Source organism: Candidatus Arcticimaribacter forsetii, assembly GCF_910589745.1.
GTDB lineage: Bacteria > Bacteroidota > Bacteroidia > Flavobacteriales > Flavobacteriaceae > Arcticimaribacter > Arcticimaribacter forsetii.
Genome location: NZ_OU342399.1, coordinates 2,017,022 through 2,034,069 on the forward strand (window position 1 = coordinate 2,017,022; position 17,048 = coordinate 2,034,069).

General features: G+C 34.9%; 19 protein-coding genes. 8 read left to right on the forward strand and 11 right to left on the reverse strand.

Annotation, left to right across the window (positions count from 1 at the left end; all coding sequences use genetic code 11):
• The first annotated feature begins 214 nt into the window (after positions 1 to 214).
• Genes NG655_RS09325 through nadD form a run of 8 tightly spaced genes read left to right on the forward strand, consistent with a single transcriptional unit; the run spans position 215 to position 7,466 of the window.
• Positions 215 to 1,201: a sugar phosphate isomerase/epimerase family protein gene (locus NG655_RS09325; protein WP_252159045.1), complete on the forward strand. Its 987-nt coding sequence runs from the start codon at positions 215 to 217 to the stop codon at positions 1,199 to 1,201.
• Positions 1,202 to 1,217: 16 nt separating this feature from the next.
• The gene (locus NG655_RS09330; protein WP_252159046.1) at positions 1,218 to 2,444 is read left to right on the forward strand and encodes a nucleoside permease; all 1,227 of its coding nucleotides are present in this window, start codon (positions 1,218 to 1,220) and stop codon (positions 2,442 to 2,444) included.
• Between the two features lie 2 nt (positions 2,445 to 2,446).
• Positions 2,447 to 3,580 (forward strand): Gfo/Idh/MocA family protein, encoded by a 1,134-nt coding sequence (locus NG655_RS09335; protein ID WP_252159047.1) that lies wholly within the window; start codon positions 2,447 to 2,449, stop codon positions 3,578 to 3,580.
• Positions 3,581 to 3,591: 11 nt separating this feature from the next.
• Positions 3,592 to 4,644 carry a sugar phosphate isomerase/epimerase family protein gene (locus tag NG655_RS09340; protein ID WP_252159048.1) on the forward strand — a complete coding sequence of 351 codons (1,053 nt, stop codon included), beginning with the start codon at positions 3,592 to 3,594 and terminating at the stop codon, positions 4,642 to 4,644.
• A 10-nt stretch (positions 4,645 to 4,654) separates the two neighbouring features.
• On the forward strand, positions 4,655 to 5,428 hold the full coding sequence (locus NG655_RS09345) for a 3-keto-disaccharide hydrolase (RefSeq protein ID WP_252159049.1): 774 nt from the start codon (positions 4,655 to 4,657) through the stop codon (positions 5,426 to 5,428).
• Between the two features lie 7 nt (positions 5,429 to 5,435).
• Positions 5,436 to 6,293, forward strand: coding sequence for a YicC/YloC family endoribonuclease (locus NG655_RS09350; protein ID WP_252159050.1), 858 nt, complete (start codon positions 5,436 to 5,438; stop codon positions 6,291 to 6,293).
• Positions 6,294 to 6,863, forward strand: coding sequence for a guanylate kinase (gene gmk / locus NG655_RS09355; protein WP_252159051.1), 570 nt, complete (start codon positions 6,294 to 6,296; stop codon positions 6,861 to 6,863).
• A 21-nt stretch (positions 6,864 to 6,884) separates the two neighbouring features.
• A complete protein-coding gene (gene nadD, locus NG655_RS09360) occupies positions 6,885 to 7,466 on the forward strand; it encodes a nicotinate (nicotinamide) nucleotide adenylyltransferase (protein ID WP_252159052.1) in 582 nt (193 codons plus the stop codon).
• A 3-nt stretch (positions 7,467 to 7,469) separates the two neighbouring features.
• Here the strand turns inward: nadD and NG655_RS09365 are convergent, their stop codons facing one another.
• The 11 genes from NG655_RS09365 to NG655_RS09415 form a co-directional block, all read right to left on the reverse strand.
• Complete coding sequence (locus tag NG655_RS09365) at positions 7,470 to 8,726, reverse strand: glycosyltransferase family protein (protein WP_252159053.1); 1,257 nt, start codon at positions 8,724 to 8,726, stop codon at positions 7,470 to 7,472.
• A 63-nt stretch (positions 8,727 to 8,789) separates the two neighbouring features.
• Entirely contained in the window at positions 8,790 to 9,290 is a 501-nt protein-coding gene (locus NG655_RS09370) for a hypothetical protein (protein WP_252159054.1), read from the reverse strand.
• A 63-nt stretch (positions 9,291 to 9,353) separates the two neighbouring features.
• Complete coding sequence (locus tag NG655_RS09375; RefSeq protein WP_252159055.1) at positions 9,354 to 9,857, reverse strand: DUF2480 family protein; 504 nt, start codon at positions 9,855 to 9,857, stop codon at positions 9,354 to 9,356.
• A 7-nt stretch (positions 9,858 to 9,864) separates the two neighbouring features.
• On the reverse strand, positions 9,865 to 10,191 hold the full coding sequence (locus tag NG655_RS09380; RefSeq protein ID WP_252159056.1) for an SUF system Fe-S cluster assembly protein: 327 nt from the start codon (positions 10,189 to 10,191) through the stop codon (positions 9,865 to 9,867).
• A 2-nt stretch (positions 10,192 to 10,193) separates the two neighbouring features.
• On the reverse strand, positions 10,194 to 10,616 hold the full coding sequence (locus tag NG655_RS09385) for a SufE family protein (RefSeq protein WP_252159057.1): 423 nt from the start codon (positions 10,614 to 10,616) through the stop codon (positions 10,194 to 10,196).
• A gap of 20 nt (positions 10,617 to 10,636) precedes the next feature.
• The gene (locus NG655_RS09390; RefSeq protein WP_252159058.1) at positions 10,637 to 11,851 is read right to left on the reverse strand and encodes an aminotransferase class V-fold PLP-dependent enzyme; all 1,215 of its coding nucleotides are present in this window, start codon (positions 11,849 to 11,851) and stop codon (positions 10,637 to 10,639) included.
• 3 nt (positions 11,852 to 11,854) lie between these two features.
• Complete coding sequence (gene sufD / locus NG655_RS09395) at positions 11,855 to 13,171, reverse strand: Fe-S cluster assembly protein SufD (protein WP_252159059.1); 1,317 nt, start codon at positions 13,169 to 13,171, stop codon at positions 11,855 to 11,857.
• A gap of 2 nt (positions 13,172 to 13,173) precedes the next feature.
• Entirely contained in the window at positions 13,174 to 13,923 is a 750-nt protein-coding gene (gene sufC / locus NG655_RS09400; RefSeq protein WP_252159060.1) for a Fe-S cluster assembly ATPase SufC, read from the reverse strand.
• A gap of 13 nt (positions 13,924 to 13,936) precedes the next feature.
• A complete protein-coding gene (gene sufB, locus NG655_RS09405; RefSeq protein WP_252159061.1) occupies positions 13,937 to 15,382 on the reverse strand; it encodes a Fe-S cluster assembly protein SufB in 1,446 nt (481 codons plus the stop codon).
• An 11-nt stretch (positions 15,383 to 15,393) separates the two neighbouring features.
• Positions 15,394 to 15,723, reverse strand: coding sequence for a HesB/IscA family protein (locus tag NG655_RS09410; RefSeq protein ID WP_252159062.1), 330 nt, complete (start codon positions 15,721 to 15,723; stop codon positions 15,394 to 15,396).
• A gap of 101 nt (positions 15,724 to 15,824) precedes the next feature.
• The coding region (locus NG655_RS09415) for a hypothetical protein (RefSeq protein ID WP_252159063.1) at positions 15,825 to 17,048 on the reverse strand (1,224 nt) is incomplete at its 5' end.

Below are 17,048 nucleotides of genomic sequence, written 5' to 3' on the forward strand. Positions count from 1 at the left end.
GTACAAAGATTATCAATTTGTCATATTTTAAACTAGATTTAAACATTAAAGTAATTTAAAACGTTTTCGTTTTAAAATAATGCAATCATAAGCGTTAAAAAACCTATTAAATAATGAATAAGCTTAGTTTAGGTTGTAATTGGATCCCATTGAACATAACTACTTTTAAAGTAAAAGCTATTTAAATAAAAACAACGCCTTTAATAACTACCAAATGGAAAGAAGAAATTTTATTCTAAACACTGCCTTAGCAGGATTTGGACTCTCTACAGTCGGTTCATATGCCGCTCAAAACTTATTTACAGAACAAAATCTAAAAGGAGGAATGTTATCGGCAGAGCCTTTCTTTAAATTATCTCTAGCACAATGGTCTCTTAATAAGGCTATACAAAATGGCGGAATGAATCCTTATTTATTTGCCGAAAAAGCACATGAGTACGGCTTTGAAGGTTTGGAGTATGTGAGCCAATTATACACTGACGTTACAAAGGCAAAAAACAAAGTTACAGCTCATAAAAATTTCATTACTCAAAGCAATGAAAAAGCTAAAAATCATGGATTGGAAAATCTCTTGATTATGATTGATGATGAAGGTGATTTGTCGGTTAAATCTAAGTCAGAAAGAAATCAAGGAGTAGAAAATCATAAAATATGGGTTGAAACGGCTGCTGCTTTGGGCTGTCATTCCATTCGTATTAATTTATTTGGAACTAATAATAAAGAAGCTTGGGCAGAATACTCAAAAGAAAGCCTTAAAGCTCTTGGAACTTTTGCAGCGAAACATAACATTAACATCCTGGTAGAAAACCACGGATATTTATCCTCAGACGCCGGCTTATTAATGCAAGTTATAAACGATGTAAATCTACCAAATTGTGGAACACTCCCAGACTTTGGAAACTTCTGTTTAGAGCGTGAGGGTGGAGCGCGATGGGATGCTAATTGTGTTAGAGAGTATGACCGTTACCAGGGAGTAGAGGAACTGATGCCTCGTGCGTTTGCAGTGAGTGCAAAGTCACATAACTTTGATGCTGAAGGGAACGAAACCAACACAGACTATAAACGAATGCTTCAAATTGTTAAAAACGCAGGATTTAATGGTTATATTGGGGTAGAATATGAAGGAGATAAATTAACTGAAGAGGAAGGGATAATAGCAACTAAAAACCTTTTAATAAAATCAGTAAAAGAATTAAGCTAACTAATTTTCAATTATAATGAATACAAGTACTAAATTTCAACTATCGTTAATGATGTTCCTACAGTTCTTCATCTGGGGAGGTTGGTTTGTGACCTTAGGAACTTTTTTAGGAAATAATTTAAACGCTACGGGAGCAGAAACAGGAATGGCTTTTTCAACTCAGTCTTGGGGAGCAATAATTGCACCTTTTTTTATTGGACTTATAGCCGATCGTTATTTCAATGCTGAAAAAATATTAGGTGTATTACACCTAATTGGTGCTGCATTGATGTACTTCATGTCTCAAGCTACTTCTTTTGACACTTTCTACCCTTTGGTCTTTGCTTATATGGTAGCTTACATGCCTACCCTTGCATTAGTAAATTCTGTTTCCTTCTTTCAAATGAAAGATCCAGCAAAAGAATTTTCTGTAATCCGCGTTTTTGGAACAATCGGATGGATTATAGCAGGGTTGTTAATTAGTTATTTCCAATGGGATTCGACAGAATCAATCAGTCAAGGTGCCTTAAGCAATACCTTTACCATGGTAGCTATTGCTTCTTTGACACTAGGAATCATCAGCTTCACCCTCCCTAAAACTCCTCCGACACAATCAGAAGGTGCGGTTAGTGTGAGTGATATTCTTGGATTGGATGCATTAAAACTTTTAAAAGATCGTAACTTTCTTATGTTCTTTATAACTTCAATTCTAATCTGTATTCCACTTGCATTTTATTACCAACAAGCAAATCCATTTTTAGTAGAATTGGGGATGGAAAATCCAACAGGTAAAATGACATTGGGTCAAATAAGCGAAGTCTTGTTCATGCTTTTACTACCCTTCTTTTTTAAGAAATTTGGATTTAAAAAAACACTTTTAGTCGGGATGTTAGCATGGGCAATACGGTATGCCTTATTTGCCTATGGAAATGCAGGAGAGTTAACTTTTATGTTGATTATTGGAATTGCTTTACATGGAATATGTTATGACTTTTTCTTTGTTTCAGGTCAAATTTATACCGATTTTAAAGCCGGGGAAAAAGTTAAAAGTGCCGCGCAAGGACTCATCACATTAGCAACTTATGGAGTGGGTATGTTAGTTGGTTTTTGGGTTGCTGGTAAAATTTCAGATCAATATATACTAGCTGACGAATCTCATAATTGGGAAGTTATATGGTTGATCCCAGCAGCATTTGCTCTTGGGGTAATGGTGTTATTTATGGTGATTTTTAAAGATGAAAAAATAGAACTTAAAGAAGAATAATATTGAGTAATAAAATACGCTTAGGAATTTTAGGGGGTGGAGGAGATTCCCTAATTGGAGTTGTTCACAGGATCGCATCCAATATGTTCGATCGCTATGAACTTGTTGGAGGATGTTTTAATCCAAATGAAGATGAAAATAAAAGTTTCGCAACTCGAATAGGAGTACCTTTAAGTAGAGTTTATAGTAGCTTTGACGTTCTAATTGAAGAAGAATTAAAGCTACCCAAAGAGGAACGTATGGAAGTAATTTCGGTTTTAACACCAAACTTCCTACATTATCCCATGGCAAAAAAACTACTTGAAAGTGGATTCAATGTCATTTGTGAAAAACCTCTAACGACTACTTATAAAGAGGCCCTAGAACTTGAGGCACTTCAGAAAGAAAAACAAACTGTCTTTGCTGTAACCTATACCTATACGGGTTACCCAATGGTTCGCCAAATGAAAGACATGATTAAAAAAGGAGTCTTAGGAACCATCCAAAAAGTAGATTTACAATATTATCAAGGGTGGATAAATCCTGTAATTCACTCCTCTGAGGAACGTTCTAAAGTATGGAGATTAGATCCTAAAAAAGGAGGGTTGAGTTGTTGTATTGGAGATATTGGAACCCATGCGTTCGACATGTTGGAATATGTAACCGGAATGGAAGTAAAAAAACTCCTCGCCGACCTCAACTATCTCTATGAAGATAATCCTCTCGATATTGATGGAACTGTTCTAATTAGAATGTCTGAATATTGTAAAGGAGTAATTCGAGCAAGTCAAATTGCTACCGCAGAAGAAAATAACTTTACTGTTCAAATTTATGGAAGCGAAGGGAGCTTAAAGTGGAGACAAGAAAATCCTAATGAGCTCATTCACTTAACAGAAACAAACCCCATGCAAGTTTTAAAACCAGGACATAGTTATCTTTCAGATTTTTCTTTAGAAAGCAGTAAAATTCCACCCGGACATCCAGAAGGGATTTTTGATTCTATGGGTAATATTTATAACGGAGTTGCCAAAGCACTTCGAAATGAAAAACACCACGAAGGGGCTTTCCCAACACTTCAAGATGGAGTTCGGGGCATGCTTTTCATAGAGAAAGTTTTAGACTCCAATGCTAATGGAAATACCTGGGTAGATTTATAAAATAATAAGTTATGAAAACAGTTAAAGGACCTGCTATATTTTTAGCTCAATTTGTAGACCAAAAAGCGCCTTTTAATACACTCGATGGAATGTGTAAATGGGCTGCAGATTTAGGATATAAAGGAATTCAAATACCAACTTGGGAAACCTTTTTAATAGATTTAGACAAAGCTGCTGAGAGTCAAACTTATTGTGACGAACTCAAAGGAAAAGTTAATTCATATGGATTAGAAATTACCGAGCTTTCAACACATCTGCAAGGACAGCTGGTTGCCGTTCATTCTGCTTATGATCTTATGTTTGACAACTTTGCGCCTGATGCTTATAAAAATAATCCCACAGCCAGAACGCAATGGGCAATTGAAACGGTTAAAAAAGCTGCAATAGCAAGTCGCAGATTAGGTCTAAATGTTTCCGCTACATTTTCCGGATCCTTGCTATGGCACACTTGGCACCCCTGGCCACAAAGACCAAAAGGATTGGTAGAAATGGGGTTTGAAGAATTAGCAAAAAGATGGCTTCCAATACTAGATGTTTATGAAGACAATGGAGTTGATTTGTGTTATGAAATTCATCCGGGGGAAGATTTACATGACGGAGTAACTTTTGAGCGATTTTTAGAAGCTACAGGGAATCATAAACGCGTTAATATACTTTATGATCCAAGTCACTTTGTTCTTCAACAACTAGATTACATAACTTACATAGACCACTACCATGAATTTATAAAATCATTTCATGTTAAAGACTCTGAGTTTAAACCTAATGGTAAAAAAGGAGCTTTTGGTGGATATGGAGATTGGATTGACAGAGCAGGACGTTACCGATCGCCTGGGGATGGTCAAATAGATTTTAAATCAATATTTACAAAACTAACAGAATACGGGTGCGATGTATGGGCAGTTATGGAATGGGAATGTTGTATTAAAAGTCCAGAACAAGGGGCAAGAGAAGGTGCGCCTTTTATTAAAAGCCATATCATTGAGGCTACAGAGAAAGTTTTCGACGACTTTGCTGGTGGTTCTACAGATCCAGAATTACTTAAAAAAATACTTAACTTATAAAATATATTAAATGAAAAATCTATTAATTATACTATGCGTTGCTACGGGTCTTTTTTCTTGTAAAGGAAATCAAGACAAAAAGAAAATTGACAAACCTCAAGAAGAAAAAGTTATGGAAGTTACACAAGAATGGACTCCATTATTTGATGGAGAAACTTTTAACGGTTGGCACCAATACAACGGTGAAGGAATGAGCGATCAGTGGTCAATTGTTGATAACTCAATGGTATTTACTCCAAAGGAAAATAGAAACTATGGAGATGGAGGTAAAAATATTGTAACCGATAAAGAATACACAAACTTTGTTCTATCTATAGAATGGAACGTCTCTGAAGTTGGAAACAGTGGTATTTTTTGGGGGGTTAAAGAAAGTGAAGAGTTTGGAGAGCCTTATTTAACAGGTCCAGAAATTCAAGTTCTTGACAACGAAAGACATCCAGATGCAAAGGCAAATCCAAAATTTCATCAAGCAGGAGCACTGTATGATATGGTACAACCAACTGCAGATGTTTGCAACCCAGCGGGAGAATGGAATCATGTAGTTTTAACTGTAGACCACAACAAGAATGAAGGAAGTGTGGTATTGAATGGGACAGAAATTGTTACTTTTGCAGTTCACGGTCCAGAATGGGATGCACTGGTTAAAGCTTCTAAATTCGGAAATACTGAAGCCTATAATTATACCCATGCTCCAAAATTTGGAACGTTTAGAACCGGAAAAATAGGACTACAAGATCACGGAGATCAAGTATCCTTTAGGAATATAAAAATTAAAGAATTATAGCAGCTGCATGATTACATCAATGACCGGCTTTGGGAAAAGCGAAACTCAAGTTTTAAATAAAAAAATGACTGTTGAAATTAGAACCCTCAACAGTAAAAATATAGATTTAAACTTTAGAGTTCCTCACGTGTTTAGAGAGCTTGAGCCTCAAATGAGAACATTCTTGAACAAACAACTTACAAGAGGAAAAATTGATGTTTCGGTATATGTTGAAGGGAATAGCAATCAAAACTCAAACCTTTTAAACAAAGAGGTTATTGACAATTATATTGCTCAATTAAAAGGGATTCATGACGGAGATACAACAGAACTATTAAAGATGGCTCTTCGATTACCCGATACGTTAAAAACCGAAAAAGAAGATCTTAAAGAGGAAGAGAAAGATGCTCTTTTAGAGGTTTTCTCTTCAGCCTTAAAAAATGTTAACGAATATAGAAGAAACGAGGGTGCTGCACTTGGTAAAGACTTCATAGAGCGTTTAAATATAATTAACAATTTACTCAAAGAAGTAATTACCATTGATCCCGAAAGAAAAGAAAAAATAAGTGTTAAACTAAAAACTGCTTTAGACCAACTTGAAATTGATATTGATCAAAATAGAATGGAGCAAGAGCTTATTTACTATCTTGAAAAGTACGATATAACAGAAGAAAAAGTTAGGTTAGCGAACCACTTGAATTACTTCGAAGAAATAATGGCACAAGAAAATCCGAACGGTAAAAAATTAGGTTTCATAGCGCAAGAAATGGGACGAGAAATTAATACCATAGGTTCTAAAGCTAATCATTCTGGACTTCAAAAAATAGTTGTTCAAATGAAAGACGAGTTAGAAAAAATTAAAGAACAACTCCTTAACGTACTCTAAATGAAACAAGGTAAATTATTTGTTTTTTCTGCGCCTTCCGGAAGCGGAAAAACAACCTTGGTCCGTCATCTGCTTTCCCAAGAAATTCCTCTTGGATTTTCCATATCGGCAACTTCTAGAAAGCTAAGAGGCACAGAAATAGAGGGTACTGACTACCACTTTCTTTCTCTTTCAGAATTCAAACAAAAGATTTCAGAAAATGCTTTTGTAGAATATGAGGAAGTTTATGCTGGGGTTTTTTACGGAACTTTAAAGTCTGAAATAGAACGCCTTTGGAACGAAGGAAAACATGTTCTGTTTGACATTGACGTAAAGGGTGGACTTCGAATTAAAGATCAATATCCAGAGCAAACTTTAGCTTTATTCATTCAACCTCCGTCAAAAAAAGATCTTGAGCTCAGACTTCGAGGAAGAGGAACTGAAACAGAGGAAGCCATTCAAACCCGTTTAGATCGTGCTGAGGAAGAATTAAGCTTTGCTCCTAAATTCGATGCTGTTATTGTAAACGATGATTTAGAAAAGGCTAAAAATGAAGTCGTACAGCAAGTGCAAGCTTTCATTAATTCCTAAGTAAAAACCTATCTTTGGGTTATGAAAAAAATTGGTCTTTATTTTGGAACCTTCAATCCAATTCACATTGGTCACTTAATTCTAGCAAATCATTTTGCTGAAACCACCGATTTAGATGAAGTTTGGCTGGTAGTTACTCCTCAGAATCCTATGAAAAAAAAGGACTCTATTCTTAGCAACCACCACAGATTAGAACTTGTCTATCGAGCTACCCATGAGTATCCTAAACTAAGGCCATCAGACATTGAATTTGGACTGCCTACCCCCAACTACACTATTAATTCACTCATTCATTTGGAAGAAAAATATACGGATAAGAAATTTGTTCTTTTGATGGGAGAAGACAACTTAGTCAGTTTCCCTAAATGGAAAAATTACGAGCTAATTCTAAAAAGATATGCGTTATATGTATACCCTAGAAAAACAGAAAGTACCCTTCCAAAACAATTTGAAAATCATCCAAAAATAAAGCTAATAGAGGCTCCTAAAATTGAACTCTCCTCCTCCGCAATAAGAAAAGCAATTAAAAAAGGTGAAAATATTCGACCACTGATTCCTATTGAATCCTGGAAATACATGGATGAAATGAATTTTTATAAATAAAATTTAACTTAAAACTTCTTCTATTAGACGTCGAGTTAGATTTGATCGACTCCATTGATCAATCTTAGGAAATTTATTTTTTAATCTTCCTTTTTTACTTTGTACTTGCTCTATAAAAACTCTAATTGATTCTGTATCTTCTACTTCAAACATGACTGAGGCAGAACCTTGTTCTATGAATTTTGCTGCATCTGAATCCGATTTCCCAATTGAAAGTAGTGGGACTTCGGTTGCTAAATACTCTAAAATTTTTCCTGAAATCATTTGGGTTTGCGCTCCTACAAATATGAAATTTAAAAGTACATGAGCACTTTTCATAAGGTGTATCGCCTCCCGGTGTGACAAATAGCCTTTGTATATTACATCTATATTGGCAAATCTATCTTTTATTTCTTCAATAATATCGGAAGATATATTTCCTGCTAAAGACAACCGTATCGATTGATTAATTGCTAATTCATTTAGTATATTAAAAACAGTTGTATAGGATTGATTTCTAGTCAAAAGTCCGGTGTATACAACATGAAAAACATCATTTTCTTTTTCGGCAACCACAGCATCCATTAACTCAGCATCATACCCATTAGGGATATTATAAAACTTTTGATTCGGTGCTTTAGATTCTAAATTAGCATGCAATACTCCTCCAACTGTTGTTATAACCCCTGATGCCGCAAGAAGAACTTCCTTTTCAAGTTTTAAATCTTTAGAAGCAGCCCTTGGTAGTCTATACAAATCCTGGTTATAAAATAAATCAGACCAAGGATCACGAAAATCTACAAACCATTCCAAACTAAATTCTTTTTGTAATTGTAATCCGATTAAGTGAGAAGAATGTGGGGGACCAGTAGTAATAATCTGCTTTATACCTTTTTCAATAATAGTTTTTCGAGCTGCTTGAAGAGCGAATGGTACCCAACCTACTCTCGCGTCGGGTATAAAAAAATTACCCCGAATAAAGGCTGCTAATTTACCTAAAATGCTCTTCTTTTTTATTTCACCTTGTGGAATACCCTTTTGCTTAGAACCCGTTGTTAATATTGAATACCATTGTAATGGTTCACGGGTTTTTGTTTTAATTACCCGTATGTTGTTAACTTCAGAATTTAAGGAAGTGTCAAATACAGAATAAGAAGCTTTATTTTCATCTACAGTGATTACGATAGGCTCCCAACCTAATTGCTTTAAATGTTTGGCAAAGTACATCCATCGCTGAACTCCTGAACCCCCTGATGGAGGCCAATAATATGTTAAAATCAAAACTTTTTTATGGATGTTCAAACCTTTAATTTATAGTACCAAGATACTAAAAGTTTAGGTTGTTTAATTTTGATTTCTTCGATATTGAATAAATGAAGATTTATAAATTCTTCCTTTATAAACCGGATCTTCTGGGAGTGCTAAATAGGTTACAAATTCGTCTGCAGACCGAACGATTAATTCTACATGTCCATTTTCGATTGGGATGTCTCTAAAACCAGAATCATCCGATGGTTGATAATTTGTTCTGATTAACCTATCCGATGTAAGTACATAAATTGTATCGTTCATTTGAGATAAATCATAGGAAAGCACGTAGTAATATTTATTCTCACAAGAAGATCCATAGAAAAGAGAAATTTCAAATTCGGTGTCCCGGAAAGTAAAATTAATCTGACTGTTACAGCCAATACCATCTTCTAGTTCTAGAGTTGGGGAATCTTCAAATGCATACCCTTTTTTATTATACTCCCATAAACCAGTAAAACTAAAAGGAGCCTCTTCTAATTTTGGGTTGCTTTTTTTACAACCAATTACAATTAAAATGAATAAAATATAGCGCATAGTATAGATTTTGGATTTTAAAAATACCCTAAATCTTTATGCTATAGTACTTACTTTAATGTCTTACTTCTTATATAAAGGAACTGAGGAACATGCTTCTCCGTAAAAAAGACTTTTAACCACGGGTTGTAGTTTTTGAATTAAATAGATATAAGCACTTTCTGGGATTTGTTTTTCAGAGCAGCCTTTTACAATTACTGGCTTTCCTTCAAAATCACTTAAATCTAGCTTATTTATTGCTTGGACAAATAAGTGGTATTCCAAATCTGAAAGAGTTCCCCAAACAATTGTTTGAGAAACCTTGTTGAGTTGAGCGGTAACTAATAAACTCGCCCAAGCTGGTAGAATTGCATTGGTAGAGCAGTTCAATGCAATGAAATGATCTTGATATATAGACCAGTCAAATGAAGTAATTGCTGATCTAAATTCTTTTTCTCTTAAAATGAAACCTTGCTCAAGCCATTGACTCATATCAATTTCAACCCGATTCCCTTGAACATAAAGATCCTCTAAATCGAAAGTGATCAGTGCACTTTGAGCAACTCTATTTACAATTTCATCTTTCATTTATTTATTATAAAAAACCGAGTTCTAGCTTAGCTTCTTCACTCATTAAATCTTGCGTCCAAGGGGGATCAAAAGTAATTTCAACTTCTGCTTCATTAACTTCATTTAATGATTTTACTTTTTCTTCAACCTCAACAGGTAGCGTTTCAGCAACTGGACAATTTGGTGTAGTTAAGGTCATTAATATCTTAACATCTCTATCTTCATTAACAAAAACGTCATAAATTAATCCTAATTCATAAATATCTACTGGAATTTCAGGGTCATAAATAGTTTTTAAAACTGTAACTACTTTTTCTCCTAATTCTTGAGTGTCTAAAGTGCTTTCTGACATAATTATTTGAGTTGAGTTTGAAATGCTATTGCATACATTTTTATTTGCTTAATCATCGAAACTAGGCCATTAGCTCTAGTTGGTGATAAGTGTTCTTTTAATCCTATTTGATCTATAAAAGCAGTGTCTGCAGCTAAGATATCTTTTGGATGCTGATTAGAGAATGTACGGATTAATATTGCAATAATTCCTTTTGTAATAATCGCATCACTATCTGCTGTAAACTCTAGCTGATCCGAATTTAGTTCTGCATGAACCCATACTTTACTTTGACATCCTTTTATAATATTATCATCCGTCTTAAATTGTTCGTCGATCAATGGTAAACTTTTACCTAACTCTATCATATATTCATAGCGTTGCATCCAATCATCGAACATTGCAAACTCTTCAATAATTTCTTCTTGTATATCTTGTATGCTCATAATGTCTAAGATAATATTATTTATTGCAACATTTGAATTGCACGGTTTAATGCTATGATCATCAAATCAATTTCTTCTTTTGTATTGTAAAAAGAAAAAGAAGCACGAACCGTACCTGGTATTTTATAAAAATCCATAACCGGTTGAGCGCAGTGATGTCCTGTTCGAACGGCAATTCCTAGTTTGTCTAATATACTTCCAATATCGTAGGGGTGTATTTCATTGATGTTAAATGATACCACCGCAGTTTTTTGTGGTGCTTCCCCATATATCTTTAGGCCTTCGATTTCTTTTAACTTACTAGTTGCATATTCTAAAAGCTCATGTTCATATGCGGCAACACTTTCAAAGCCAATACCATTCATATAATCAAGAGCCGCTCCAAAAGCTATTCCACCTGCAATATTGGGTGTTCCTGCTTCAAACTTATGAGGTAAGTCTGCATAAGTAGTTTTTTCGAAAGTAACCTCAGCTATCATTTCTCCTCCTCCTTGATAGGGTGGAAGTGTATTTAATAATTCCTCTTTACCATAAAGCATTCCAACTCCTGTAGGACCGCATAATTTATGTGCAGATGTCACATAATAGTCTATATCCAACGCCTGAACATCTGCTTTTATATGGGGAGAGGCTTGTGCTCCGTCGATTAAAACTTTTGCTCCAACCGAATGTGCTTTTGTAATTATTTCTGCAATAGGATTAACAGTACCTAGGGCATTTGAAACATGATTTACAAAAACCAACTTCGTTTTTTCACTCAATAAAGCCTCAAATACATTCATTTCCAAAACACCAGATTGGGTTATTGGAATTACTTTTAAAATTGCTCCTGTACGCTCACACAACATTTGCCAGGGAACTATATTAGAATGATGTTCCATAGCAGAGACTATTAACTCATCTCCTTCTTCTAATATTTCGGAATAGCCAGAAGCTACGATATTAATACTGTGTGTTGTTCCAGAAGTAAGAATTATCTCATAAGCTTTCGCTGCATTAAAATGAGTTTTAATCTTATTTCTAGCTGCTTCATAAGCATCTGTGGCTTCTTGGCTTAAAGTATGAACGCCTCTATGAATGTTAGAATTATAGTTTCTATAATAATCCGCAATAACCTCGATTACTTGATTTGGAGTCTGTGAGGTTGCTGCATTGTCAAAATAAACCAAAGGATTCCCGTTAACTGTGCGAGACAGTATTGGGAAATCTTTTCTTATGTTATTTACATCAAACATTCTTTATAAATCGTGACCAACACTAACTCCTAATTTATTTGCGATTAGTTTGTTAATTCTGGTTTTTATAGCTGGAATTTTTACACTTTCCAATACGTTATTTGCAAACGCATAGGTTAGTAATCCTTTAGCTTCTTTCTTTGGGATACCTCTAGATCTCAGATAAAACAAAGCGTCCTTGTCTAACTGACCAATAGTACAACCGTGAGAACATTTTACATCATCTGCAAAAATCTCAAGCTGTGGTTTGGTATTGATAGTTGCAGTGTCATCTAGAAGAATGTTATTGTTCTTTTGGAAGGCATTTGTTTTTTGAGCAATCTGATTTACATATATTTTTCCATTAAAAACACCAACAGATTTATCTGCATAAATACCTTTATAGTCCTGGTGACTTTCACAATTAGGTTGCGCATGGTCAACTAAGGTATAATGATCTACATGTTGTTTATCACCAATAATTGTAATCCCTTTCATGGTAGAATCAATGTATTCTCCCTTTTGGTAAAAGTTAAGATTGTTTCTAATTAACTTTCCTCCAAATGAAAAAGTATGAACACTTACATGACTTTTTCCTTTCTGAGAAACATAGGTGTTATCAATTAAAGAAGCTTCCTCTAAGTCGTTTTGAACTTTATAGTAATCTACAATTGCATTTTCTGCAGCAAAAATTTCAGTCACACTATTTGTTAAAACTTGATGTGACACTAAACTTTGATGGCGTTCGAAAATTTGAACTTGAGAATTCTCTTCTGCAACAATTAAATTCCGAGGTTGTAACAACATCGGCCCTTGTTCGCTGGTTGAGAAATATATAATCTGAATTGGTTTTTCAGCAACTACAGATTTTGGTATGAATATATAAGCTCCTTCCTTGGTGAAAGCTGTATTGAGAGCAGTAAGACTATCGTCTTGTTTTGCTGTAGTATTAAAATACTTTTCAATAGTTGCTTTGTATTTATCTCTAGTAAGTGCAGCAGACATTAAACAAACATCAATACCGTCGTGGGTAGTGTCTGATAAAAATGGGCTATAAACTCCGTCAATAAAAACAATTTTATAAGTATCAATGTCATAAAGAAAAAATTTCTTTACGTTCTTGAGTTCAATTGTAGTTTCCTTTTTTGGGAAAATAGAATAATCATTTTTTAGAAGCTTTGCTATAGATGTATATTTCCACGCCTCTTCTTTCTTCGTAGGGAAACCAATTTCTTCAAATTGTTTTAAACTACGAGTACGCATTTCATGTATGGGTGAAGACAGGTCTAACTGTTCTTCAAAAGCCATAAAAGAAGATATTAATTTTTCTTTTAAATCCATGTTTAGTCTGCTAATTGTTTGATCCAATCATATCCTTTAGCTTCTAATTCGTGTGCCAATTCTTTGGTTCCAGATTTCACGATTTTTCCGTTGTGCAAAACATGAACAAAATCAGGTACGATATAATCTAACAAACGTTGGTAGTGCGTGATTACAATAACAGCGTTGTCTTTACTTTTAAGTTTATTAACACCGTTTGCAACAATTTTTAATGCGTCGATATCCAAACCAGAATCGGTTTCATCTAAAATTGCAAGCTTAGGCTCCAACATTGCCATTTGGAAAATTTCATTTCGCTTCTTCTCTCCTCCAGAAAATCCTTCATTCAAGGAACGGGACAAAAACTTTGAATCTATTTCTAAAAGAGCAGCTTTTTCACGTATGTTTTTCAGCATGTCTTTTGCTGGCATATCATCTAGCCCTTGAGCTTTGCGAGAAGCGTTGATTGCTGTTTTAATAAAGTTAGTTACCGTAACTCCAGGTATTTCAACAGGATATTGAAAAGACAAGAAAACACCTTTGTGAGCACGAGTCTCAGCATCGTCTTCAGATAAATCTTCTCCATTTAAAATAATTTCTCCCTTTTCAACTTCATAATCTTCGTTTCCTGCAATTACCGCTGAAAGGGTACTCTTTCCAGAACCATTAGGTCCCATGATTGCATGTACCTCTCCTGGATTTACCTCAAGATTAATCCCTTTTAAAATCTCTTTTCCTTCTACGCTTGCGTGAAGATCTTTTACTGTTAACATAATTTATGTAATCTTATCCCACCGAACCTTCGAGGGAAATTTCTAATAATTTTTGTGCCTCTACGGCGAATTCCATTGGAAGTTTATTTAAAACTTCTTTACTAAATCCATTAACGATTAATGCGATTGCTTTTTCTGTATCAATTCCTCGTTGGTTACAGTAAAAAATTTGGTCTTCCCCAATTTTACTGGTTGTTGCTTCATGTTCAATTTGAGCAGAATTGTTTTTTGCTTCTATATACGGAAATGTATGTGCACCGCATAAATCTCCCATTAATAAGGAATCACATTGGGAAAAGTTACGGGCGTTGGTAGCTTTTGGCTGAACCTGAACTAAACCGCGATAACTGTTTTGTGAGTGACCAGCAGAGATACCTTTTGAAATAATTGTACTTCGTGTGTTCTTACCTAAATGGACCATTTTGGTTCCAGTATCTGCCTGTTGGTAATTGTTTGTTACCGCAATTGAATAAAATTCACCAATAGAGTTATCCCCTTTCAAAATACAAGATGGATATTTCCAAGTAACAGCTGAACCTGTTTCAACTTGAGTCCAAGAAATTTTAGCGTTTTTATGACAAATCCCTCTTTTGGTAACAAAATTGAAAACTCCCCCTTTACCATCTTTGTCTCCAGGGAACCAGTTTTGAACTGTTGAATACTTAATTTCAGCATCATCCATTGCTACTAATTCTACTACGGCAGCATGTAATTGATTTTCATCTCTTGAAGGCGCTGTACATCCCTCAAGATAGCTTACGTAACTTGATTCGTCTGCAACAACAAGTGTTCTTTCGAACTGTCCTGTTCCTGCTTGGTTTATTCTAAAATAAGTAGAGAGTTCCATTGGACAACGAACTCCTTTCGGGATGTAGCAAAAAGATCCATCAGAAAATACTGCTGAATTTAGTGCTGCATAAAAGTTGTCTTTAACGGGAACAACCGTACCAATATATTTTTTAACTAAATCTGGATATTCTTTTATCGCTTCGGATATTGAGCAAAAAATAATTCCCTTTTCAGCCAAAGTATCTCTAAAGGTTGTTGCTACTGAAACAGAATCTACAACAATGTCCACTGCAACTCCGGCAAGCTTCTTTTGCTCATCTATTGAAATACCTAACTTTTTAAAAGTATCTAACAATTCTGGATCAACCTCATCAAGACTTTCGTATTTATCTTTTTTCTTTGGTGCAGAATAATAAGAAATAGCTTGAAAATCTGGCTTTGTATATTTCACATTATGCCATTCTGGTTCTACCATATCCACCCATGATCGGTAAGCGTCCAAACGCCAATCCGTCATCCATTGTGGTTCTTCTTTTCTTTTTGAAATTGCACGAACAATATCTTCGTTCAGTCCGACAGGGAAAGTATCCGAATCTATATCAGTATAAAAACCATACTCATATTCTTTAGTCTCTAACTCTTTTTTTAATTCTTCTTCAGTATATGCCATTGCATTTTATTTTAGAGTGAAAAGCTCTCACCACATCCACACGTTCTATTCGCGTTAGGGTTATTGAATACAAATCCTTTTCCGTTTAATCCTCCCGAATATTCGAGGGTTGTACCAAGTAGGTACAAAAGACTTTTTTTATCAACTACAATCTTGACGTTATTATCTTCAAAAAGACGGTCTTCATCAAGTTGATTTTTATCAAAATTTAAATCATAAGAAAGCCCAGAACATCCACCACTTTTAACCCCTACACGAACGAAATCGTTAATGGGATCAAAACCTTCTTCTTGCATTAAAACAGAAACCTTTTGTTTTGCTGATTCAGAGACTTTAATCATAGCTATTTATAATTTTTCTAAATAATGCACAAATATAGGGTATTTAAAGCATTAAGCACAATTATCTAGGATAGATATATGCTATTTTAGGATATATAAAACTAATGGAATTGGGCAATAACCAAATCCTTTGCACCATGGTTACTCTGGAAGAGACCATCGGAACTTTCAGATTCCCCTACTACAATTATTCTTCCGGAAGATAATTCTATAATATCATGTGCTAAATCAAGACTCGAGCCTCCTAAAGACATACTATTCAATACAATCATATCGGTAGATAATCTTACAATCAACATGTCAATATCTCCTTGATTAATTGAAACGTCTCCATCGTTACTTCTAGAATATCCAGCCAACCAAAAAACACCATTAGAACCAAGAGCCAAGCCTCTTCCTGAATCAAAGGAAGATCCACCCAAAGAAATTTCCTCTAATAATTCTCCGGTAACATCCAACTTTACGATCCAAAAATCTGAACTTCCTTTGGGATAAGATCTATGTCCATCTGAACTAAAACTATTCCCCAATACAACAATAGAACCATCTTCGTCTTCTATTACTGCATTTGCTCCATCAATTTCAGAGCCCCCAAGTGTTCTTTCCCAGAGTAAATTTCCTTCAGAATCAATCAGCACAACCCAAATGTCATAACTCCCCTGAGAATGAGTCACATCCATATCTGAACTTTCTGTTGTTCCAACCAAAACAAAATTACCGCTAGTGAGTTCAACCGCATCGTAAGATCGATCGTTACTTGTGCCTCCATAATAATTCCTCCACTCCACATCTCCTTGTGCATTTATTTTATGACACCAAAATTCTCCTACTCCATGAAGTGATGAAGATCGATCTGAAACTGTATTTCCTGCACCATTGGAAGCGGTTACATCAAGAAAACCATTAAATAACGCTCCTCCATCTGAGGTTTTGATTAGGTTATATGCATGATCGTGACCAGCATAACCAAAACTCTTTTCCCACATAAAACCTCCTTGTTGATCTACACGAACTATCCAATTATCATGCTGTCCCTCATTGTTACTTGCTAAACCATCAGCACTTTGGCTGTATCCTAACAATAAATATCCGTTGTCTTCCATTTGAATAAGAGAATGTCCTCGATCATCTCCAGATCCACCGTATGTTTTATTCCATTCTAAAACACCCTCGGAATTAAATTTTAATAACCAAAAATCGCTTTCTTCTTCAATCTTATCTGCTATAGTTCCATTGACACTTTGCGTATTTCCAAAAACAGCAAAACCGCCATCTGATGTTTCGATTACAGCATGAGCTACATCTTCATTTGTACCTCCAAATGT